22 protein-coding genes are annotated in these 24263 nt (G+C 38.0%); 3 read left to right on the plus strand and 19 right to left on the minus strand.

The window, feature by feature from the left end:
• Window positions 1–51: 51 nt before the first annotated feature.
• Window positions 52–1326: a TlpA family protein disulfide reductase gene (locus NXS00_RS01880; protein WP_258097415.1), complete on the plus strand. Its 1275-nt coding sequence runs from the start codon at window positions 52–54 to the stop codon at window positions 1324–1326.
• Between the two features lie 39 nt (window positions 1327–1365).
• On the opposite strand, the gene NXS00_RS01885 is transcribed toward NXS00_RS01880, so the two are convergent.
• The 5 genes from NXS00_RS01885 to NXS00_RS01905 all read right to left on the minus strand — a co-directional run bounded on the left by NXS00_RS01885 (window position 1366) and on the right by NXS00_RS01905 (window position 5554).
• Window positions 1366–1863, minus strand: a complete 498-nt coding sequence (locus tag NXS00_RS01885; RefSeq protein ID WP_258097416.1) for a cupin domain-containing protein — start codon at window positions 1861–1863, stop codon at window positions 1366–1368.
• 135 nt (window positions 1864–1998) lie between these two features.
• Entirely contained in the window at window positions 1999–2571 is a 573-nt protein-coding gene (locus tag NXS00_RS01890) for a DapH/DapD/GlmU-related protein (protein WP_258097417.1), read from the minus strand.
• Between the two features lie 43 nt (window positions 2572–2614).
• On the minus strand, window positions 2615–3703 hold the full coding sequence (locus NXS00_RS01895; protein ID WP_258097418.1) for an alpha/beta hydrolase: 1089 nt from the start codon (window positions 3701–3703) through the stop codon (window positions 2615–2617).
• Window positions 3704–3929: 226 nt separating this feature from the next.
• Window positions 3930–4808, minus strand: a complete 879-nt coding sequence (locus tag NXS00_RS01900; RefSeq protein ID WP_258097419.1) for a helix-turn-helix domain-containing protein — start codon at window positions 4806–4808, stop codon at window positions 3930–3932.
• A 44-nt stretch (window positions 4809–4852) separates the two neighbouring features.
• Window positions 4853–5554, minus strand: coding sequence for an SDR family NAD(P)-dependent oxidoreductase (locus NXS00_RS01905; protein WP_258097420.1), 702 nt, complete (start codon window positions 5552–5554; stop codon window positions 4853–4855).
• 134 nt (window positions 5555–5688) lie between these two features.
• Here NXS00_RS01905 and NXS00_RS01910 point away from each other — a divergent pair, with 134 nt between their 5' ends.
• On the plus strand, window positions 5689–6570 hold the full coding sequence (locus NXS00_RS01910; RefSeq protein WP_258097421.1) for a DUF808 domain-containing protein: 882 nt from the start codon (window positions 5689–5691) through the stop codon (window positions 6568–6570).
• A gap of 33 nt (window positions 6571–6603) precedes the next feature.
• Here NXS00_RS01910 and NXS00_RS01915 read toward each other — a convergent pair whose 3' ends face one another.
• Entirely contained in the window at window positions 6604–10059 is a 3456-nt protein-coding gene (locus NXS00_RS01915; protein WP_258097422.1) for a sensor histidine kinase, read from the minus strand.
• A 195-nt stretch (window positions 10060–10254) separates the two neighbouring features.
• Between NXS00_RS01915 and NXS00_RS01920 the strand changes: the two genes are divergently transcribed.
• Window positions 10255–10647, plus strand: a complete 393-nt coding sequence (locus NXS00_RS01920) for a SnoaL-like domain-containing protein (RefSeq protein WP_258097423.1) — start codon at window positions 10255–10257, stop codon at window positions 10645–10647.
• A gap of 63 nt (window positions 10648–10710) precedes the next feature.
• Here NXS00_RS01920 and NXS00_RS01925 read toward each other — a convergent pair whose 3' ends face one another.
• The 13 genes from NXS00_RS01925 to NXS00_RS01985 all read right to left on the minus strand — a co-directional run bounded on the left by NXS00_RS01925 (window position 10711) and on the right by NXS00_RS01985 (window position 24164).
• Window positions 10711–11286, minus strand: a complete 576-nt coding sequence (locus NXS00_RS01925; RefSeq protein WP_258097424.1) for a hypothetical protein — start codon at window positions 11284–11286, stop codon at window positions 10711–10713.
• 147 nt (window positions 11287–11433) lie between these two features.
• Window positions 11434–12522, minus strand: a complete 1089-nt coding sequence (locus tag NXS00_RS01930) for a sensor histidine kinase (RefSeq protein WP_258097425.1) — start codon at window positions 12520–12522, stop codon at window positions 11434–11436.
• A gap of 3 nt (window positions 12523–12525) precedes the next feature.
• Complete coding sequence (locus NXS00_RS01935; RefSeq protein ID WP_258097426.1) at window positions 12526–12969, minus strand: response regulator; 444 nt, start codon at window positions 12967–12969, stop codon at window positions 12526–12528.
• A 5-nt stretch (window positions 12970–12974) separates the two neighbouring features.
• Window positions 12975–15272 (minus strand): sensor histidine kinase, encoded by a 2298-nt coding sequence (locus tag NXS00_RS01940; RefSeq protein ID WP_258097427.1) that lies wholly within the window; start codon window positions 15270–15272, stop codon window positions 12975–12977.
• Window positions 15273–15750: 478 nt separating this feature from the next.
• On the minus strand, window positions 15751–16464 hold the full coding sequence (locus NXS00_RS01945) for a hypothetical protein (protein ID WP_258097428.1): 714 nt from the start codon (window positions 16462–16464) through the stop codon (window positions 15751–15753).
• A gap of 125 nt (window positions 16465–16589) precedes the next feature.
• Complete coding sequence (locus tag NXS00_RS01950; RefSeq protein WP_258097429.1) at window positions 16590–16841, minus strand: hypothetical protein; 252 nt, start codon at window positions 16839–16841, stop codon at window positions 16590–16592.
• Window positions 16842–17023: 182 nt separating this feature from the next.
• On the minus strand, window positions 17024–18436 hold the full coding sequence (locus tag NXS00_RS01955; protein WP_258097430.1) for a WD40/YVTN/BNR-like repeat-containing protein: 1413 nt from the start codon (window positions 18434–18436) through the stop codon (window positions 17024–17026).
• A 145-nt stretch (window positions 18437–18581) separates the two neighbouring features.
• Entirely contained in the window at window positions 18582–19034 is a 453-nt protein-coding gene (locus tag NXS00_RS01960; RefSeq protein ID WP_258097431.1) for a hypothetical protein, read from the minus strand.
• Between the two features lie 144 nt (window positions 19035–19178).
• Window positions 19179–20912, minus strand: a complete 1734-nt coding sequence (locus NXS00_RS01965) for a tetratricopeptide repeat protein (RefSeq protein WP_258097432.1) — start codon at window positions 20910–20912, stop codon at window positions 19179–19181.
• Between the two features lie 277 nt (window positions 20913–21189).
• Window positions 21190–22392, minus strand: coding sequence for an alpha/beta hydrolase (locus tag NXS00_RS01970; RefSeq protein WP_258097433.1), 1203 nt, complete (start codon window positions 22390–22392; stop codon window positions 21190–21192).
• Between the two features lie 279 nt (window positions 22393–22671).
• Window positions 22672–23022: a hypothetical protein gene (locus NXS00_RS01975; protein ID WP_258097434.1), complete on the minus strand. Its 351-nt coding sequence runs from the start codon at window positions 23020–23022 to the stop codon at window positions 22672–22674.
• 108 nt (window positions 23023–23130) lie between these two features.
• Window positions 23131–23304, minus strand: a complete 174-nt coding sequence (locus NXS00_RS01980) for a hypothetical protein (RefSeq protein WP_258097435.1) — start codon at window positions 23302–23304, stop codon at window positions 23131–23133.
• Between the two features lie 455 nt (window positions 23305–23759).
• The gene (locus NXS00_RS01985) at window positions 23760–24164 is read right to left on the minus strand and encodes a hypothetical protein (RefSeq protein WP_258097436.1); all 405 of its coding nucleotides are present in this window, start codon (window positions 24162–24164) and stop codon (window positions 23760–23762) included.
• Window positions 24165–24263 lie beyond the last annotated feature (99 nt).

Here is a 24263-nt window from a genome sequence, read left to right on the forward strand (position 1 = left end):
ATTCGAATTAACCAATCATCATCTTTTAATTCGAGTTTTACACTTGCTAAAGTGATTAATCCCTCACATTCTGAGATAGTTGAAGCACATTCAGATAACATAGAAACTTTCATTATTGATTTCAAAAATGAACCTCCTCTTGAAGAAATACTTTTGAAAGTTGACAATGAGTCTTTCTCCTTTTATGTGGAGCCCAATGGAACCTATGACCTTGTAATCAATCATACGAATCCGCTTCAGGTAGAATTGAAAGAATCTAATAGTGAGATCAATACCATTATAAAGGCTGTTGATCAGCATTTTAAAGATCTCTACACGAAAGAAGAGCACTATCAGGGAAGTAAAGACCAATTTCTTGGTTTCCTTTATCTCGGGAGAAGTACTAAAAACAACCGAAATGAAATCCGCACGATCAATCGTAGAATAGAGAAAATCAGATCTCAACCCTATTACACAACTCACAAAGAATATATCGATTCCTACCTTGCCTCATTTTTACTAATCAATGCCTTTAAGAAAGAAGACATACAAGAGTTTGAAAGCACTATCAATGAAGTACTTTTAGCAGTGGGCAGTCCATTTGATAATCCCATTTTACTGAATTCGTTTGACTTTATTTTCGGCAATATCTTACTTCAGTATTTCCAAAGAAGTTCTTATTATTCAAATGAACAATCTAAAATCCTATATAAAAAGGCCTTTTTTGAAGCCATGGACTTTATCAGTAAGATTGATAACTCAGAGACAAGACAACTCGCTCAACTATCTCAACTAAACCATTACTATCACTCGTATTTCATTGATTTAAATGACACACCAAACACCATCGATCCTTACTTAAATGAAATCACTCAGAATCCAGCTAATGACTTTATTTTCAATTATGCGCAGAGTATTAGCCGTACAAGAACTCTAGCAATTGGTCAACAAGTACCAGATTTTAGCTTAATATCCTATGAAGGCGATACGATTTCTTTGTCAGACCTAAAAGGTAAGTATGTCTACCTCGATTTTTGGTTTTCCAAATGCAAACCATGTATCGCGGCAATGAAAGGGCTTCCTTCCATTATCGATCAGTATCAAGGGAAAGTAGAGTTCGTTTCTATAAATGGTTATGATGATTTTGATAAGGGATTAGCCATTGCTGACCGGTTCGAATTCATTGGAACCAAACTTCATGCAGGAGCCAATCATCCCATTCTCAAGGACTATAATGTGAGCTACTACCCTACTTATTACTTCATTTCCCCGGAAGGTAAATTATTATATCAACCTAAGGATTACTATAAAGCCGAACTTGAAAAGGTGTTGAACTATATTGATTAAGCTCATTTATAGTTATTTGTCATTTCAAGATCAACGTATTTATTTGTTGAGTACTTGATCGTATTGCTCATTGGTAACAGCCTCCATCCAGTCTACTACACCTTTCTCTATGTTAGGCACAATGTATAGTTGTTGTAATGCTACATCATGACTAGCTCCATGCCAATGTCTTGTGTTTGGAGGACAGGTTACGGCATCTCCTTTATTGATGATTTGGATAGGCTCACCTTCTATCTGATGGTAACCAACCCCATCAGTGATAATTAATATTTGACCTCCAGGATGTGTATGCCAGTTACTACGAGCTCCCGGCTCGAAGTACACATTCCCTGCGATGGTTGTCAACGTAGTATCCATCACCAATCCGTAGTTGTAAGCGTTTCCAGTAAAGAATTGATCTGACCCTTTGTTACCTTTTGGAAAAATCGCAGAGACTTTCTGAGTGTTCTTTTTGGTGGTTTCTGAGGTTTCTTGTTGCTGATAGCATGATACTATCATCAGCAAACCACCTAGAAAAAATAGTGATAGTTCTTTCATAGTCAATAAGTTGTATGGTTAATTTTCTTATAAGTCAAAAAGTGAGGAATTGGTTAGTATGAAAATCAAACCAATCATTAATGAATTCAATCCTCTACAAATAATAAGTCAATTATCTGGAACCAAATAAGCTGTTTAATCTTCAATTTCCTTCAGAACCTTCGCTGGAATTCCCCCGACAACAGTATTGGCTGGAACATCTTTAGTTACCACAGCTCCGGCTGCTACAACTGCATTTTCACCCACTGTTACACCAGGTAGAATTGTTGTTCCTGCTCCAACCCAGGCATTTCGCTTGATGACCACCTCTGAAGGAACCATGGTTTTTCTGTTTTTCACGGAAACTGGATGATTTTCAGAAGTAATACTGACTCGAGGACCTATCATCACCTCATCTTCAATGATAATTCCTCCGATATCCAAAAAGCTACATTCGTGATTGATGAACACATTCTTACCAAGCTGAATATTGATTCCTACATTGGTATGAAAGGGCGTAAAAACCACTGTGGATTCATCAATCGGTTGACCAATGATCTCACTTAGATAAGCCCTTGCTTCATCTGTATCTTCCGAATTGTTGAGTTTCACAGATAACTTCATGGTTCTATTGACCACTTCACGCAACTTGCCATAATCCGGATCATCCATAGGTATGGATGATCCGGATCTCAACCTTTTGAAAATGTCTTTTTCTCTATCTTCCATTGTTGATTATATCGTTAGAATGACACTTCCTTCAAGTTACGAATTATTGATTGGCCACAGCTTCTGCTTTTTCAGCAACCAAATACGTGTCGAAGAATGATTCTAATTTATCAAATGGGATTACATCGACCTTGTCATACAAATCGGTATGTACTGCATTTGGAATAATCATCAATTCCTTAGGCTCATTTGCGGCTTTATATGCATCCTCAGCAAAGTATCTTGAGTGTGCTTTTTCACCTGCAATCAACAAAATTGGTCTTGGAGAGATTTCATCGATGTAGGTCATGATCAGCATGTTCATCAATGATAGTGGAGTAGTCACTGTCCATGAACTGTTAGAGTTAATCGATCTTGGATGAAATCCTCTCTCTGTTTTGTAGTAGTCAAAGTATCCCTGAACAAACTCAGGCTCATTTCCTGTAATCTCATTTGGTAAACCTTGTCCAGACAATGCCACAGTTCCATTTTCTGCATCTACCCAACGCTGCTGACTCATTTGCTCTAGTGCCTGACTTCTCTGCTCAGGTGTTGTCGAATCATAGTATCCTTTTGACATGACTCTTGACATATCATACATACTTGTTGTTGCAACCGCTTTCACTCGCTTATCTATTGCTACTGCGTTTAGAGCAAAACCTCCAAAACCACAGATACCGATGATTCCTATGCGTTCTCTATCCACATTAGACTGAAGACCTAAATAGTCAATAGCCGCGCTAAAATCTTCGGTGTTTATATCTGGAGAAGATGTATGTCTTGGTTCTCCCCCACTTTCGCCTGTGTATGATGGATCAAAAGCCAATACCACAAAACCTCTTTCCGCCATTTGATTAGCATATAAACCTGATGCTTGCTCTTTAACCGCTCCAAAAGGACCACTAACTGCTAAAGCTGCCAGTTTTTCGTTACGTGCATCTTTTGGGAGATATAAATCCCCGGCTACTGTAATGCCAAACCTGTTTTTGAAAGTAACTGCTGTACGAGTCACCTGCTTACTTAAATCAAATGTGTAATTTTCTTCTGCACTCATTTCTTTGTCGTTTTGATTTCTCTTATCTAAATCTGTTGCGTATACATGGCTGGTATAGGCTACTAGTCCTAATACCACCATCAATTTCAAATATTTCATAATTCAAATCTTTTTATTATCAATTACTACATTTAACGAGCTCAAATCAATGTTGATGGTATGATATTCAAACCAATAAGTATAAATATCAAACCAAACAGGCTCGTTGGATGCTAAATCATTCAATCAATAGACTTGATTAATTGACCATAAGTAATATCCAATGCAAAGATCCGAATGAATAGAGTGCTCCTGTTAAAGGAAATCAAATCAAAACTTAAGAATATCAAACCATCTCAGTCCGCATGGACTTGGGTGTGGTTCCCGTTTGCTTTTTGAAGAAATTGTTAAAGTATGTAGGGTACTCAAACCCAAGAGCGTAAGCGATCTCACTTACATTCCAATCAGTGTGCTGCAAGATGGCCTTTGCTTCTGCGAGAATTCTCTCAGTGATATGTGTTGTTGTTGACTTACCTGTCACTTGCTTCACCGAACGATTGAGATAATTGACGTGAACAGATAGTTGATTAGCATAATCCTGTGCCGTTTTCAACTTCAGCGGACTCTCTGCAGACTCCACAGGAAATTGACGCTCAAGTAATTCCAGAAAAACTGAGGTCAGACGAGATGCTGCATTTTTCTTCGTGTCGAAATCTTCTGAAGGCTGCATTTTCATTGCCTCATGTAGAAACAAATGAATATAATTCCTGATTAGATCATCCTTATGAGCATAATCAGATTGTTGCTCCTCAATCATTTTATTGAACATTCCGTTCAAAAACTGTCGTTGTTCTTCACTGATTTTGAGAATTGGTGTGCCTCCTATTCGAAACAAAGGCGATTTCTGAAGGCTCTCCGCTTTATCAGAAAGATTCAAAAAGTCTTCTGAAAATAGCACAGTGTAACCCGCATAGGTAGTCGAAAGTGTTTCCCAGGAATACGGAATATGAGGATTTCCAAAGAACAACACCGTACCTTCATGTTCAAAACTACGATCTGCATAATGGATCATGCTCTTCCCTGTAGTCATACAGATTTTATAAAAATCCTTTCGACTATACGTCTTCGTAGCATGAGAATCTTTCTCTATCTGAAAGACATTAAAACCTTTCAATTTTAATTCGTTATTGAACTCTGAAAGTGATCGTTCTACTTTGGCTGCCATGATTTAAAATTAAGGTATTCAAACCAAACATCAATGAATAGACTTTAATTCCATTCGCTGAGTAATTCGATCAATTCCTCTTGCTTGCTTGTATTGTGAACATCACTATGAGGTGCCTGCTCCTTTTTGTGATAGAAATACTTACCAGACACCAAAGTTTCGGGTTCATTGCTAGTTGCCAACCAAACCTGAGTCTCCGCTCCCTGATCTAAATCATCTGGTGCTCCTTTACCTCCCATCTTGGTTGATACCCAGCCCGGATCTACGGCATTCACATAACATTCTGGAAACTGCATACTAAAACTTGTCATCAGCATCGTTAGCCAAAGTTTGGAGTCAGAATAGGTTAATTGATTAATTGATTTAGGAAAAGAGCCGCCTTTATGCATTTGAGAACTTACATAGATCAATCGCTTTGGAGTAGTTACATTAGTTGTGAGCAAATACGGAGCCAGGACATTTACTCTGAATAGTTCTTCGGAAGTAGATTGATAAACACCGGCATTGTGAATGATTGCATCGAAAGGTCCTCCATTATTAAGTTGATCAGCAAGCTTTTGAACTTGCCGTATATCAGACAAATCGGCTACAAAACCACCTTTTATGCCTGGAATTTGAGCAACAGCCCTATCTAGTTTCTCTTGGTTTCTAGCGTGAAGAAATACCTGAGCTCCTTCTTCAACACATCGTTTGGCTGCTAAAAACCCTAAACCATCATTCGAACCGGTAATCAGTACTTTAGTCATATTCTGTAAACACGTCAAAAAATTTAGAGTTTACCAAAATATGCTTTTTAGCATTTAACTCACTAGAATCAACCAGCGAATGATTCTCAAGGTTAACAAATTCCTCTTATTTTCGCATACAAAGATCAGACACTATGGCTTCAGGCTTATTTGCATTACTTGATGATATTGGTTCCTTAATGGATGATGTGGCAACGATGAGTAAAGTTGCGGGCAAAAAAACAGCGGGGATTCTTGGAGATGACCTGGCAGTTAATGCTGAGAAAGCTTCAGGATTTGTATCCTCTCGTGAGTTACCAGTGCTTTGGGCAATCACCAAAGGCTCATTGCTAAACAAAGCCATTATACTCCCAATAGCTTTTCTGTTAAGCGCATTTCTCCCACAAGCCATCACGGTCATCCTGATCATCGGTGGTTTGTATCTGGCATATGAAGGAGCCGAAAAAGTCTATGAATTTTTCGTGCCTCATGAGCATACATCCAAACTTGACGAAAAAAAGAACTTAACGAAGAGTGAAATTCTTGAATTAGAAAAGCAAAAGGTCAAATCAGCCATTATAACTGATTTTATTCTTTCTGTTGAAATCATCATCATAGCCTTAGGTTCAGTACCTGAAGAATCAATTTCCATACAGATTCCAGTCGTTACATTAATTGCACTGATAGCTACTGTTGGAGTTTATGGGATTGTAGCTCTGATTGTTCGAATGGATGATCTGGGGTTGAAATTGATCAATCTAAATGAAGAAGATGATTCCTTTTCTGATAAGGTTGGAAAACTCCTCGTTAGTGCGCTTCCAAAGGTTGTAAAAAGTCTATCTATTATCGGAACAATTGCCCTTTTCCTTGTTTCCGGCGGCTTGTTCGTACATAACCTACATTTTGTTCATCATTTCGAAGAATTGGTTCCAATGCCTGCGATTGCCTTTGAGTTCCTAGCAGGACTTGTTATTGGATTTATTGTTCTTCTTGTGATTAGCGGAGCATCAAAAGTCTGGAAACTAATCAAGAAATAGACCTGATTCACCTATTAGAGGTATTTTTCTTGTCTAAGTGTCTTTGGTAATTATCGGTAGAGTAATGACGAAGGTCACTCCATCTTTCTGGTTGACAGCATCTATTTCACCATCGTGTTGTTTGATGAAATAATACGCAATCGCCAAACCAAGTCCTATCCCTTCTCCTGGCTCCTTAGTAGTGAAGAACGGGTCGAATATTTTCTCTCTAATCTCTTCAGGGATAGGATTTCCCTTGTTAAAAATCATAATTTTAATAACATCATCTTCTTCATCCACTAAACTCGCCACCCGAATCAATGACTTGTCTGTACTAGATTTCATTTCATACACAGCATTTTCAAATACTTTCTCAAGTGCGGTGTGTAGCATATCAGGAATGACCCAGTACTTGTTTGCAATAGCCAAATTGGTCTCCAGTAAGATATCTTCTTGAAACAGCACACTCAGGTTTTGCATAGCATTTCGAATGATCTGATCCACTTCTACCTGTTTCAAAACTGAGGAATTATTGAAAGATATGCTGGTAAGACTTTTCACTATTTTGGACGATCTTTTAAATCCATCACTTACCAGTCGGATTCCATCTGAAGTATTTTCCTCGTTCTTCAAGATTTCCAATCCACCCTGGATAAAATTCAATGGATTATTAAGCTCATGTGCAATTCCTGACACAAATCGACCTACTGAAGCGAGCTTTTCAGACTGTACAAGCTGTGATTGAGTTTGACGTAATTCTTTTAATGCATTACTCAACTCAACTTCCGTTAAGATCCGTTGCTCGATCTCATCACTCAGCTTCTCGGTTCTTTCTTTTACTCTTTGTTCCAACACCTGTTGGTTTCGCTTGATAGTTCTTAGACGGTTATCATTATACCCATAAATCAACAACGCAATGATCAATATGACCATTATTCTAAACCAAAGAGTCTGGTAAACAGGTGGAATTATCGTAATCTCAATTTCACGTGGATTATCGTTCCATACCCTACTGTGATTCTTACTTTTTACTTTGAAGGTATATGTTCCTGGATCCAGATTGGTATAAGTTGCCGATCGATTGGCACCTACATAGTTCCATGAGTCATCAAACCCTTCGAGCTGATAGGCATACTCAATTTTCTCAGGTGCAATAAAGTTGAGGGCTCCAAACGCTATTGTAAAAACCCTTTGATTACTGTTTAGAGATAACTGACTCAGTTCATCTACAAAATGCATCAATTCATTATCACCTTCTCCAATGGCCATTGAATTGTTGTAAACTTTGAAATCAGTTATTGCAATACGTGAATGACTGGAATCTATTTTAATTTTAGAAGGATCAAAGACATTCATTCCATTAGCACCACCAAAATATAAAAGACCTTTTGAGTCTTTCATACATGCGCCATGAGCAAATATGTTCCCTTGAAGGCCGTCTGTTCTATCAAAATGAACGAACGACAAATCATCCAAATTCATCCTAAATAACCCATCATTAGTACCAATCCAGAGAAAACCGTCATTTTCCACTAAACCACTAATATTGGTATTGGACAACCCTGAGTTCTCATCGAGACATGTAAAACACTTCTCAATTCTATCGAACATGCATAACCCGGTACCACTAATAGCAACCCAAAGCTTACCCTTGTAGTCTTCATGTATTGCCGTTACTGACTTGTTATTGACTGCAAGACAGCTATCATCATCATTCGTGAAAAAGGTCTCAAATAGAATCTCATTTTCCTTCTCAATGATCTTGTTGAGGTATTTACCACCAACCCACAATGTACCATTGCGGTCTTCGTGTATACTCCAAATATTCTCCTCATTCAATCGATTTTTATGATCCTTCGAATAAAACCGAATAAACTCATCAATACTCTCTTCTTTCAGGTGCAAGCCGCCTAGCATAGACCCAACCCACAAACGACCTTTCTCATCTTGCTCAAGCTGCCAGATATTGTTACTGATCAATGAATTACCAACATACTTCGTATCAAAATGGTCAAAAGTTCCAGTTTCATCGTTGTATCGATTTAGTCCACCACCCCAGGTTCCAACCCACTTTATACCTTGATCGTCTTTAAGAATTCGTAAAACGTTATCGGAGCTTATACTTTTTGGGTCATTCAAATCCATTTCAAAACTCTCTTCAACCGTTCTGGTGGATGTATTAAAAACATTAATTCCACCACCATCCGTACCAACCCAAACCTTATCTTCTGCAACTTCTTCGAAGGAGATCACACTACTATTGGTCAAAGTATTGGACTGGCCAGGTAAATGCTTATAAGTACTAAAAAATGAATTGTATTTACTGTAAATATTTACTCCACCTGAGAAACTACCTATCCAAATAGTACCATTTCCTTCCTCATAAATGGTTCTCAACTTATTGGATGAAATAATACCATCTTCCATAATCCCTCCATATGCAAAGGATTGGAACTGATCGCTCAGTGGGTCATACAAAAACAAACCTTCTCCCCCGCTAGCAAACCAAAGATTGCCTTGCTTGTCTAGATGAATATCCCCCATATCGAAAATGCTGAGGAACAAATCTGGCATATCACTTCCAGTTCCGTAGTGTATAAAATGTGAAGAAATGGGCTCAAATCTATCTATTCCAGAAGCAGAGTTGCCAATCCATATATTGCCCTGGCTATCCTCTTCTATATCTGAAATAAAATCTGCTCCAATAGAATATGGATCCCTATCGCTGTGAACATATACAGCCGATTTACTATTCGGATCTAGACTACTATAATGTACAACACCACTTCCTCCCGTACCAATCCATAACTGCCTGGCACTAGAGACCTTCACATTGTAAATGCTTTTACCTAAAGTGGCTTCATAATGTTCGAAACTGCAAATACCAGCTTCATTTACAGTTAATTTTGATAAACCACCTTCAATAGTTCCAATCAAAAAAGTAGTTCCATCCAATTTCTCTATGACTGACACCTGATCATTCAAAACAGAATTTGTCACCCCATTGTCATGTCGAAATTGTTTTACCACCCCGGATGCAGGGTGAAATAGAAATAATCCCGCTCCATAAGTACCGAATAAATACCACCCATTATTCGTCTCAGACATACGCATCACGCTTTGGGTTTGAAGGTTTTCTCCTAAGTCACTCTGGATATGATAATTTTTGAAATGCTGTTTAGAATAGTCAAACTGTGCTACTCCACCTTCACCTGTTCCAACCATTAAATCTCCAGATGAATTGAGGTAGAGATGATAGATGTCATTTGAACGGAGAGCAGTAGAATCCTCAATATTAGCTCTGTAATTCACAATATTATAGCCATCGTAACGGTCTAAGCCTAAAGAGGTGGCGATCCAGATATACCCTCTGCTATCTTTAATCACTTGCCTAACCCAATTCTCCGACAGGCCATCGACATTTGTCAAGTGTCTAAAGGAAGGTGATTGCCCTGTTAGATCGACAAATGCCAACAATAATAGTATACAGTAAAAAACTCTTCTCATCATTCAGGGCTTGGAGTTATCAAAATAATCAATAATCATCCAGCGAGCTAATATTCATACTGATATTCTATCAACAATATGGATATATAGATAAAGGCTCAATTTCATACGAAACGTCATTTGACAATAAAAATTCCAGATAATCCTGTGACATAGGGTTGTCACTCTGGAGGTTTTCTTTACAGCAAAAACAATCACATGAAAAACACAACAACAATTGCTAACGAATTAGTTGCTCTTTGTCGAGAAGGCAAATTTGAACAAATCTACCAAGAGCTGTACGATGCTGAAGCTATTAATAGTATCGAACCAAAAGGAGCACGTTTTGAAAACGTTACCGGAATGGAACAATTAATGCAAAAAGGCATGGAATGGAATAAAAGCGTAGAACAAGTCTATTCTTCTGAGGTTTCAGATCCATTAGTAGCGGAGAATTACTTCACTCTAACAATGAAAATGAAAGTAAAGCTGAAAGATTTACCTGAGCCCATACAAATGGATGAGGTATGTGTCTACCAGGTAGCCAATGGAAAAATTGTGATGGAGCAATTCTTTTATACCCCATCGGAACATGGGGTTCTGGAAAGCTAAAACTAAAAAGCGCACCATGTGACACATGATGCGCTTTTCTCTATCTAATTTTTATCTATAAAATCAAGAAGCGTATTGCTCGCTCTTATCCTGCTTCATCATGACCATCAATACTATAGCTATGGCAATAGCAAAGGCATAGGTCATAATATCCAAATAGCTTTCTCTAAAGAAAGTAACATCTACAGGCACTTCAATTTGTTTGTTCAGCACTCCTTGAAACAACAACAACCCGTAACAAATAGCCAAAGAGGTAATCAATTCTTTTTTCTCTTGCATTCCAAATAGCACCCAGGGAATTAAAGTCATTGCCAACATAGAGCAGAAAAATGAAACCAATACCGAGTCTCCTGATTGAATAATGGATGCATGAAACAAGGAGGCCAATACCAACATTTCAAAGGAAGCCAGAAACCGTGCAGTGCTTACAAAACCAAACTTTGTCAGCACTAGAAGAATAGATGAAATTACAAAAAGAGATGCCGGATAAACTACCAATTCTGGATAATGAGCATATACAAAGAAACTGTAGAAGAATCCAATAAATGCACACATGGTTGACACCTGGTTGGTCAACTTAATTTTCCCTTTCATGTAGGGCGTAACATCATCTTTGATGCCAAGGTGAAATAAGTTCATAGAGAGTAAATTTTAACGAGTTTACTCCTAATCTATTCATTAATAACGAATTACAAAACCGCTAGAAGATATTTTTTACTTTGAATTGATAATTATCATAGAATCATCGGGCGTAATTGGAAAACCTATCAATGCTCTTTTGATAAATTAACGTTTTGTAGATTTAGCTTTATTCAGAGTGATTTTGAATTGTGAACCTCGACCTATTTCCGAGTCGCAACTGATTTCTCCATGATGTATTTCTGCAATTTTGCGACAAGTAGCCAATCCGAGACCCGCTCCATTATATTGATTCTTAAATGGCATTCGCTCAAATGGCTCAAAAATCCTTTCATGGTGTTCTTCACTAATGCCCACTCCGTTATCAGAAAAAATAATGCGTACTTTGTTTTCATCCAGCTCCTCAGCTGTCACATGAATTTTCGGTTTTGTTTTACAATACACAATTGAATTTGAAACCAGATTTTGAAACAACTTGGTTAAGAGGGAAGTGTTCCCTTCTACAAATGGCAAAATGGAATAATCCAACGAAGACTCACTATCCTTAAAAACATCTCTGTAATGTAATTTCACCTTATCCAGAATGGCTTCAACACGTACCTCCTTCATCACTGGGTTAATCACATCTCTCAGTGCGTGGTATTGTATCATGCTTTGAATAAGGCCTTGAACATGCGTACCCTCGGCCTCCATACTTTCTATCAACTCTCCTACCTTATCATGATCTTCACTTAGCAAAGCATCACTCAATGCAGAGGTCATTTGCTTCATAGAAATCATTTGAAAACTGAAATCCTTTTCCAGTAACATATTGAATTTCTTCAACTCATTTAAATCTCTATCGAGTTGAATTTTTAACCGTCTCCGTTCAATCGCATTGACCATTAACTGTTTAATGATCTGATCATTAATTAACCTTTTAGGAATATAATCATCCGCACCTTCCTTATATGCATTTCGAGCAAGCTCTTCATCACCCTTCCCTGATATAAGAATGATACAAGCATCAGGAAAACTATCTCTTAAAAATTCAACACTTTCCAAACCTCTCAGCCCTGGCAAATAGTGATCGACAACAGCACAATCAACTAATTTACCCTCGAACTGAACGGCATCTTCAATGCTCTCTGCTTCAAAAATTTCCCGATTAAATCCATTCTTAATTAATGACCTCTTAAGTGTTTTGCGATCACCCAAGTCATCATCAATAACCAGTATATTCAATTCTAAATCCATATATTATTGTCGAATCTTTGGAAGCTCAACAATCCTCCAATACATCTTCATTAAGTCAACCAAATTGAGAAAATCGCTACCAGCGGTCTCTTTATAAATATAACCAGCCACATTCAATTCATAAGCCTTGTGCTTGTCTTCTTCGTTTTTGGAAGTAGAAAGAATGAATATAACACTTTGTTTCAACTGTTCATCCTGTCTTAAATGCTCAATAAATTCTAAACCATCCATTCTCGGCATATTAATGTCGACCAAAAGAACATATGGTGGTTCAAGCTTTTCCTTTCCATTTTCGCCTTTTAGAATTTCCAAACCATCTATACCATCAACAGCTCTGATAATTGGATTCGCAATCTTGGCTTTTTTAAACGCTCTTGAAATTGCCTTAGCATCTCCATCATCATCTTCCAACAAAAGGATTTTCACTTGTGACATTTGTTCATTCATGCTTCTTACATTTTAATTGAATCGGGTGACTTGTCTTTTACTAAAGGAAGAGTAAACCAAAAAGTAGTGCCTTCGCCTAATACAGAATTAACACCTACCTCGCCTTTATAACTTTCCACATGTTTTTTAATGATTGACAATCCCATACCACTTCCTTCTACTTGATCTCGCGGCTTCAATGTCTGAAATACCTGAAAAATCTTGTCAAAATAACGCTCTTCAATTCCTGGACCATCATCGGTGACTTTACAGACTTTCCTTCCTTTATCTGAACTCACTGTTATCGAAATCTTACCATTATCCACATGGTGATGCTTTATGGCATTGTTTATCAAATTATAGAGAATTTGATAAACTGGCATACGATGAAACAACATGTTTTTAAATTCCTCATCAGCAGTCACTGAAAACTGTTCCGGTGGATTCAGCATAAAAAGTATATCATTTAGCAAATCACACCCATTAATTACTTCATCATAGCGCTGATCTTTTGTTTTTCCAACTCGTGAATATTCCAACAAATCATCTAACAAATTCTCCATTCTTTTCACACGACCTCTCAGCAATGCCAAGTTCTCCTGACTTTCTTCATCCAACTGTCCATCTAGATCTTCTTCCAACCAACTTGACGCATTGTCAATAACCCTTAATGGTGCTTTAAGGTCATGAGATGCCACATAAGCGAACTCATCCAAATCTGCATTGGAACGTTTTAGTTCAGCGAGTAAATCATTTAGTCTATCTTCGGTTTCCTTACGATATGTTAGGTCACGTATGATAGCAGTAAACTCACTACCTTTCTTTGTTTTCACTTCACTGATGGAAACCGCAAGTGGTATCTCTTCTCCTGAGGATCTAATTCCAATAACCTCCCGCTCACTACCCATGATTTTGGCAACTCCTGTTTCTTTATAATTTTGAAGGTAATTATCATGCTGATCTCTATGATTTCCAGGCATTAGGACTTTTACATTATGGCCAATAATTTCAGCTGGAGAATAACCAAAAATATGTTCTGCTGATTTATTGAACCGACTTATTATGCCTTGAGAATTGATAGAAATGATCCCATCCGAAGCAGTTTCCAAAATCACATTGGCCATATCTTCACTCTCTTTAAGATTTGCTACTGCTACCTCAAATGCCTGTGCTAACTCCTTCAACTCCAAACTGCCTGCATCAGGCAATACCAATTCTTCTTGTAGACTCTTGAATGAAGCAATGGATTTGGTCATTTCCCTAAAAGGTTTTACAAAATTTCTGGCAAGAACATAGGATCCGATTCCAGAAATTAAAATGAAAATAGCACTAAGCAAAATCGCATTGTTCCTTGCTTCAATTGCCTCAAACATGATGTCATCATATGTGGCTTGAAAAACTACTCCAAAATGCTTCATTTCTTCATGTCCTGGCATTTGGATTTTTGCATAATAGGCTATATGCTCTTCATTATCGACGAAGTGATTATTCTTAAAGCCATCATTCAAGGCACTTATGAATTTTGGTGGCTGCTTGCTATACTCTTCATGGTATTCAAATGGCAAAATTTCTCCACTTGGTTTAATCATCAAGTAATCCTCCTGGTCATTGACCAGGTACATGTCATGATTAGGTAAAAAGCCTTTTACAAGCCCTTTGACGAACTCTGGGTAATTGATATTGATGATAAATATTCCAAATAATTCAGAGCCTGAAAAGATCGGTGTAATGGCACGAAGGGTTGGCAATCGAGCGGTATCTATTTTACCATTCTCGCGATTGAAAGTTACATCAGAAAAGTAAACGTGATCTTTCAGCAAGCCATCCAAATTAAGCATGTAAGGCTCACCTATTTTCTCTTGTAATTCTGGGTCAGATACAATCACCAAATCTTCGTCTGATCGGTTTACTCTTACCAGCTCCTTACCATTATCGGAAAGTCCGATATATCTCATTTGCATGTAATAAGGCCGCTCTTCCATTACAGAAAAGAAAATTTCCGACAGCCTTGATTTCCAAACATCCTCTGAAGACCCATCTTTTGGGTCAATTCCCAGGTTTTCCTTACTTCTAATTATGCCTGAAAATGGAGGTGTTCCAGAAATAATTAATAAATCATCATATATACGAGTAAATTGACTGGAAACTTGTCCTGACATTAGCCTAGTGTCAGTTGCCAACTTGTCAATGGCTTTCTCATAACTAAGGTCATATATACGATGATAGGCGTAATATCCTAAACATGAAGAGATAACCACAGCTACTACACACACCAAAAATGTGATCTTATCATGTAAGGGTATGGTGTTCAAGCGGAACTTCATAGGCAGTGACTTCTATTAATTAAATATAGCGGAAGTTTCTGGCTGAAAATATGCAAGTACATATTGTTGATAGTAAATAGGTACTATACCTACTCCTACCCCTTATTAATTTTCAAAATCCTACTTATCAAGTGATTATACCTAACTACTAATTCTCAAATCGTATAAACTAAGGCATCTATACTCAGCTAGGATTGTAAACTTCTGGAACAAATTCACAAGAAGAAAATTACTTCTAACATGCAATGTATCTAAATAGGAATTAGATTATTTGGATTATTAAGAGGAGCAGCGTCTAACAATCCTGTATCATTCTTTTATCCTTTATAATAAAAGAGACATTCTTAAATCATGGTCAGCAGAAAAATGTAAATCGTAGGATAATCGGTCTATTATTGGAACTAAGAAATGAATACAACAGCGAACACTATTTTCTATTGATGAAACAAAATAGTACTTTATCTAATCCTATACGGAATCAATGCATAATTCCTTTTGACTTTAGGTAATTGTATTTTTCCTGACAAGTCATCCCAACCAGTCCGGTAATAGGACCTGAAGAAGCGCCAATTCCACTTTCATAATCTGCGCGATTTCTAGCCACAAATTTCTCAAAAAATGCATTGGCTTCTTCTGTAAAAACGGCAATTACATGCCCATCAATTTCCTGATCATGTGCGTCATTGTCTGGATAAGTAGAAATAAGGCTTGTTAATTCGTGAGCCATTTGATCATGATCGTCCACATCCAATTCTCTGCTATTGAATCGAGGTACACCTAATACAAACTTAATTACATACTGGGCAGTGTAGATATCTTCTGGAGGAAGTTGAATTCCCACCTCACTCAATTCATGAAGCATGGGTTGGGCAAAGCTTTCTGCAAGAAAGGAACGCTCTTTTCCATCTTGTTCTACTGTCTCTTCATACCTTTCACGAATCTTTTCGGTCCCTTTTTCCGGGTCTTTGCGCTTCTGCTTGTTCTCAAGTATTTTCTCACTTAGTTCTTTTTCTATAGGACGAATTTCATCTGCAGATGGATTCCAGGTTTTTAAAAATTCATAAGCTCGTTTTCTGATAACTAATCGCGAATTATCATCCAGGGTTTCTGCCTTTTCGGTTAGGGATTCTTGAGCGGTGAGTTGAGTGGAGAATAATAACAAGGCGACAAAAAAGGTCGTGATGCTTCTCATTCTTTCAAGGTGTTAAGGGTTGAACATTGCTGATCAATACCCTAATCTAACCTTTCTAGGTCTTGCATAAAAGTAACTTACAATGGAAGTTGACTTCTTTTCGGTGAAACAAACCAACCACTCGACTAATCGATTTTAGTAAGATTTTGGTAAAACACCATTTCTGTTCCTTCAAAATAGGACTTGTATTGATATCCGTTTTGGAGTACTTCCAAAATCTCAACGTTTAGTGACCTCCCTTTGAAAAATTCCATCATCTCCGGGTTTCCTTCTACAAGTTCCAACTGATATTCACAGGTGTCCAACCATCGAACAATATATCGAGAGGTATCTCCTGTTCCCTCCTTCGTTTCTACCTGAATAGAATCTTGCCTCATGATTCAAAAACTCATATCATTGTCCCAGTCAGTGATTCTAAACTGACCATTACGGTAATCTTCACAGGTACGCTTTGGAGCACAGGAACAAACCAATAGAACTAATGAAAAACAGAAGACTGCTACCTTATTAGAATTCAACATCCATTCATTCTGATTTTTTAACCGAACAAAACAATAAATCAGTCCTCAGGGAACTCCACTTCCGATAGGTCAATTTTATAGAGTCTCCCGCCGTTTGCACCATCTGTGTATATTACTTCTTCACCCATTCCAATCATCGATGAACCTGAACCTGTTGCAATGAAATACTCCCATTCTTGTCTTGGATCATAAATTTTAGTCCAACTTTCACCTCCGTTATTGGTAAACAGAGGATAGTTGTACATAGCAAAACCATATTGTCCATCAATGTGAATTCCATGCCCGAACTGCTCTTCAGATGTTCCAGATACAATTTCCCAGTTGATCCCACCATCTGCAGTATGAATAATACCACCAAAATCTCCAATAGCAAAGCCCTCCGACTCGCTTACGAATACATTTCCATTTACATAGGAATTGATTGGTTGTGATATGATTTTAATAGTAGCACCACCATCTGCTGATGTTCCTACATAAATATTACCGTTTGACCCATCTCTAAAGAATGCAAAAAGATGTGTTTCATCATAGTAATATGCATCAAACATGCCTGCACCAAAATCTTCAAACTCTGAAGTGTCGAAGATAATCTCCGACCAAGTCCTCCCGTCTGTGGAATGGAAATAAGAAGTTACAAAATGAGAGTTACCATATGCAGTGACAAAATCACTTGAAACAACGTTTTCCCAGGTGGTTCCTCCATCTTCCGATAAGTAAGTGGTACCAGTTGAAACAAGGATTTTATTCGCATCAAAATATTCAATATCCCTAATTCTATCTCCACTCCAATCCTGTTTAGTCCAGGTAGTTCCACCATCACTTGTCACATGAAGACTTTTGGATACTGCTGTTTCAGAATAAACAATTCCGTGACCTACATCCAGAAAGTCGAACATCCAGATATCTTCTCCACTCTCAAACAACGTATCAACCGGGAAGGAAGCCAGAACAGGCTCTTCACCACCATTTCCACCGCCGTTATCTTCCTCACTTCCAAATTCATCAAATGTATAGTTGCCAACAGCAAGCACTGTATCCGATACACCATTCTGGGTATAAACAACGGTATAAACGAAAGTACTGTCCTCATACAAGTACCCTCCATTGAAAGTCGAGTTTTGGAGTGTGCCACCAGTAATGGTAATATCTCCTGAAGCTTGTTCACTAATTTTTATACCTAAATTATCCGTTGTAGTTAAAGCTAGCGTTGCTGTGAATGCATGATGTCCAGATTGGACGGAAGGTATAATCAAGATTTCATCATTGCTACTTTTCTCCACCTTTACTATGGACGATAAGGAGGTGAATGATTTACTAGAATAAATCACTTCATAGTTACCTACTAAATCTGAGGCATAATCAGGAATTTCTATTTCTTCTTGCTCTAACAGCCCGCAGGACTCAATTAATAAGAATGAAATTAGGAATGGAATAAGCTTTAAAGACTTCATTGGTCTGGTTAGTTAATCAGTTAAAATCATGGCAAATTAATAGTATTTAGCGGAAATAGGCCATGACAAAACGTAGATTAATACATTATCTACAAGGTTTTAGTTAATTAAGAAAGTGTGTACAAAGCATATTGATATTTCGCATCTAGCCCCTTTCTTGAGCAACCACTTTGCCAATAGTATTCGGGTATTTACAGGAAAAACACTCCCAATATGGATAGTTCTGATGTTTCTTTGGGAATTGTTGGATGACCTCTCGTTTTGTTTGTTGAATAGATCTACCATGTAAGCTCACAGGTTCAACCGTTACCAAACTTCCAATTTCAAGGTTATCTAGTTGGCACGGTGAATAAACAGTTACAGTATCTCCATTGTCCAGTCTGATTATTGAAGTTGAGTTATTTATAATAGAGTCATTCGTACAGTCATAACTAGGCTGAAAGCGAATGATGTAGCCAGTTAATGATTCAATAAGTTCGAATGATCTTTCATTAGTTGTACCAATGAATTCGTCCTTGTACATTGGAATAAACCCGGCATATTTAGCTCGACAGCCAATAACAAAGAATGCTAATATGAAAAAATGACGTTTACGCATGCATTGAAAAAACTGATAATGAAATTATAAACTAACAAAAAACGTTTCCCATAAGCCGCTGGTAATACATATTGTCGTGATTAAAAAAGTCAATTCAACACCGATAGCGGTACTGATCCAATTTACCTTTTAGCACAATTGCGATTAGTTACTAATAATTGAGCCGTTAAGATCGACATTTGCATACTTCCACGCTGTTTTTAATTGATTGTCTATTACTTCTGCCTTCGCCACATCTCCTATCTCTTGATAAGCCAGTTTCAATCCACTTAAAGCCCAGCCATTTTTCGGAAGTTTTGATAAATCCTCGTTGTAAATAGCTATAGCATCACTAAACCGATCAGCCTTGATTAGAACATTTCCTAGCTGATGCCTTACGGAAAAGAACCAATCTGGCGGCTCTTGGTAATTAAGGTTATCTTCAATCTCAACAGCCTCCTGAAGAAGTTCTATGCTTGAATCATATTCACCTTGCTCCGCTAGCACTTCTGCTTCTAAAACACGCTGTGCTATTTGTAACAATTCGTGCGTGCTATTAAAGTCCCATATAGTCACCTCCTTCAGATGCTCATCTTGAGCAAGCAGTTTTAGGTTGTTTAATTCTTCGAACGCTTGATTCTCATTTCCTAGTTTCAAAAATGCCATGCCCCGTGCATAATGACGTATGGCTTCCAGATATGCCAGCGTAGTGTCTTCATTACTCATTTTGAGTATTTCGTTCCACTTGCCAAATTTGACCTTGACATAATACGGAATGGTATAATAGTGCTGGATTGTGCCCCATCCGGGTGCTTTCATCAACTCACGATTGGCATGATCTGCAACCTTTTGTGCTGCGAAAATGGCCAGATCACCATCACCTTCTAACGTAGCTGTCGCTGACATAAAATGATAATTATGCGGGTAAAGCGTTAGCGGATAGGTTCCCTGAGCATAGCAGTTAGACAAATACGAACTGTCAACTTTAACGGATCGAAGATTAGACATTGTACCTTCATGATAGTCACCGGTTCTTATGTAAATGTGAGATGGCATGTGCACCAAATGTCCAGCTCCGGGAACCAGGTCAGCATCATAAAGCCGAGCACTTGTTAGCCCCAATTCAGGGGTAGCGGAGGCTTCCACAGAATGGATATATAAGTGATGTGCCCCGGCATGCACTGAGTCAACTTCAAATACTTGGTCGAAGATGGCTAACAAATCAGAAGTCCATGGCTTTGGCCGCCCTTCTTGATCCCAGATATCCCATGGATGTAAGTCCATGACTGATTCAGCGTATAGGGCACCAACATCTGCGCTGTATGGATGCTTTATGAAAACTCTCTCCATTGCCTCAGAGTAAGCTACATCTAATGTGGATCTATCATTTGGTGGGTCAGCTACATACCTTTCATTCAAAGCTAAAATCAAATCTCTTTCAATTTCAGAGCTTGATTCCGTGATCAGAGATTTGGCCTTCTGAATGGCTTCATATGCTGCTTGAAAATTTTCCGGACTCATTCCTGCATTGAAATTTGGACCAAGGACATATGCATACCCCCAGTAAGCCATGGCGCAAGTTGAGTCGAGTTTTGATGCATAGTAGAAAGATCTTGCTGCCTCAGCATGATTGAATGCATACGAAAGTATTAGTCCTTGATTGAAATATTTCTGAGCTAATGGATTATTCGTTGTTATGGGAAAGTTCAGTACATCAAGTCCATCTATCAGAGGTGCTTTGTTATCCGAATTTTCATACCATTCCTTGTCATTAAGAACAGGCAAGCACATGGCAATTCTTTTTTGCAAGTCACTGGAGTCAATTACTTCCGTTTGAGTTGACTTCTCTCGTGTACACCCAAAAACTAAAATGAATACAACTAGAACAATTCTTTTCATGGCTTCTCCAGGGGTTTGGCTTCTATTCAATTAAATATTTCAAGAAGCGGATTGATTAACCTAAAGATAAGAAATGCAGCATTGGAATCAAGCGCTATCAAGATGTAAAGATTGACTGGTTGAGTTCAGCAGATGGCTGCAAATAGTATTAGTGTATAATTATGGCCGATTTTTCACTCACTATCCATTCTGATTCGTACCGCCCATTGCTTGATGTTTAATCCTTTATTTATACCACATAAACCTGTATTACTTTCCTATATTGCTGGCAAGCAGTCTATTTGTTTAGATTATCAATAGCAACATTATAGGTTTTTGCGTCTTCGCTTTTTTGTAATAAGGCCAGGTCATGGGCTTTTTTAAATGCTGTTCTGGCCATACCATTATCCTTATTTTGTTCGTAGGCTAATCCCAAATTATAATGAGCCAAATGAGATGAAGGATAGAGTTCAACCCAGTATTGATATATGTCTATAGCCTGGTCTATTTTATTAGCTCCTAGCAGTCTTCTTCCTATATTTTTCAGACAGCTCATACTATATAATCTGTCTGCGTTTGGATAAATTTCAAACTTATATTCTTCAGAAAGTTTTTGATAAAAAGAGGAAATATTGTCTTTAGCTGATCCTTCATTTTCAATCAATTCAAGGTAATCGACCGGCCACTTTTCTTTTGGAAAAAGAAAATCGAAAGCGGAAAGTAAGCCAGGTAAAATTACATCGGTATGTCCCTCTCCTTGAATTATGTTAGCTCTTGTTTGGATGTTTGAACCATTGAATTTAGACAGCTTTTTATTGAAATCTTGAATATTAGCATTGATGTAGGGCTGAGAATCGGCATCTTTACTACCTGACACAACATATAAATAGCTTTGTTCGATGTTTTCTTGAATGTAAAGCGTTTCTAATCTCTCAATAAGTCGCTCGCCTTTGTCAAACCCATCTCCTATTATATTAGCTGCTGCAAAACAAATGTAAGCTTGAAACAAGTTGGGTTTGTTCATTAGGGTATAAAGCCCAATTGCTGAAGATGGTGAAAATCCAATAAAAGTTTTAAAGTGGTTCGTTCGGTATTTTTCTTCTAGTAGTGGTAATAACTCAAGCTCCACGAAATTGACAAATTCCTCTTGATGATTACCATAATTGTACATTCTATTTCGATGGTTATTGTATAGGTCTGGTGCGAAGTGATTTCTATGCTTCTCTCCTGGGCTCAAGGATACTACAATCGATTCTGGCATCCGTGAAGTATTGCTTAACTGATTGACAATAGCAGTTGTGGGGTTAAATAACAATCCATCATCTAAAATTAAGATAATTGGATAGTTCTTAATTGAATTTTCATACTCACTTGGCAACGCAATTTTAAGCGTTCTAGTCTCATCAAGGTGTTCTGAATTTATTGTTAAATGCTCTATAGTGGTTTGTGCAATGAGTGATTGAGACACCAATATCAGAGCTAGAAATAGTTTAATCTTCACTTTTTTCTGTTAATGTTTTCCAATCCAGGTTTGAAACCTTTCTAACGCATATTCAGGATATGGCTCCCTGGTTTTTTAATTCTGATAAAAGTAGCTTATCTATTGCGACTGGCCAAGGGGTAGTTCTAAAGCCTTTTGGCAGGCAGGTTATAGAAACTCCCAAAGAATAAGTTTATAGAGAGCTTTTCAGTTTCTTGGCGACTTACTCACGGTAAATCCTGATGCCGTTTATAGAAAGCACGTAAGCACAATGTCTTTATACATAATGTTAGACTGAGTTTACGGCCCACAGCATCTCATCCAAAAGCTCCGTTCAGATGTTGCTAAATTGATTACAAGGTTATTCTGTGGTTCTCCATCACAGTTCTCAGCATCGTCATAAAAGACAAACACTACAGCCTCTGGAGTTCCGTCTACGTCAATGTCGCCAGCTAACCTCACATCTTTGGATAAGTGTTCGGAAGCTGGTCTGCCCAGTTTTGATAATTCAGGGTTAGTAATGACAAATCCAATGAGTTTTTGAAGTTCTGGTTCAACATCAAACAGTCTATTGAAATCGTCCAAAGGGATATTCAGTTCGAGTGTTGGTCTAAATTGGATACCCCCATCATTTTCACACCAAATCCGCATTTTGAAAATTTGCTTGCCTTGAAGAAATATGAGTTCACCCTTCGAGTCAAAGAGTTGGAGTTCACCGTCAAATGGTATCTCTAAAATTTCACCAGAATCGAAATACTTCTACTTATATCCATTTGGAAGTTCATTCACAGATGATTCAGGTAGGGCAATCTCAATATCAGCAGAGTTATCAGAGACCAAGGCCTTGAGATAAACCAATCCAATTGAGTTGTCTTTTAAATTCGGAGTTGTTCCGGCTAAAAAGCTGTGAAGAATTATCAGTAATGCTGTCATCAATTCGCTCTAAAGCCCCTGTATGGCGCTGAGTGCGCCTCACTGGCTAATACCAGCAAAATAGTGAAATCTTCTGGTGCTTCCAAAGTATCCAGAATGCGCCGCGAAAAGAAAGAGAAAAAATCCTGCGAGCCGAACTCAATAGAAAGCAACGCCCTTTCCCAGTGGCTGATTCATGGCCTACGCGGCGCGGTGAAGTTTGCACTGAAGTGTGTAAAATAGCAGTTGGTGCATTCGTTCTAGCTATTGTTATGTAGCTCTATTTTAGCAGTTCACCAGCTGTTTTTGCGATTTGGTATTCGTGATCGTAATTGAAATAACACCGTTCAGCAGTTAAATCGTCTCCTTCGTTGTTCACCAATGAGTAAGACTTGGCAATGAGTTCACCAGTTGCTGAGAAATAGTAAGTTGAAAGTTCCTTTGCTACACCTGATGTACAAATGCTGTTAAAGAAGTTAGCCTGCGATGACTCTACCAGTTGTTGAATCTAGGTAGTATCGGTAACCTATAAACCAGTCACCCGATTCACTTGACGGGTATTCTGCATAATAAGTTAGGGTTCCACTTTCGGATTTTATGATATTAATGGAAGTTGAAACGTTATCTGGCCATTGTCTATCTGGTAAGTTGATTGGTTCAGTTGAAGTTCCAACGATAGCCATAAGTTCAACTTGATCTTCGTACTTCGAAATGAATTCTTGGTTAGCCTTGATAATGTTATTCAGTTGCTCAACTCGTTCAGCATGTTCGTTCGATCCAAAAGTTGTGTCCTCTGCAATATCTAGATTGTTAAAAGTTCTCTCTTGTGCGAAGAGGTTCAAAGACGCTGAAATAAGAAGTAAGTGAAAAACTGTTTTCATTGCAGAAGTGCTACATAACGACCAACTAAAATGAGTATGCGCCACAGTTGCTAGATGCACTGAAGTATCTGTTTCGCATTGTTATATCATAAGGCTCAG

Source organism: Marinoscillum pacificum (assembly GCF_024714495.1).
GTDB lineage: Bacteria > Bacteroidota > Bacteroidia > Cytophagales > Cyclobacteriaceae > Marinoscillum > Marinoscillum pacificum.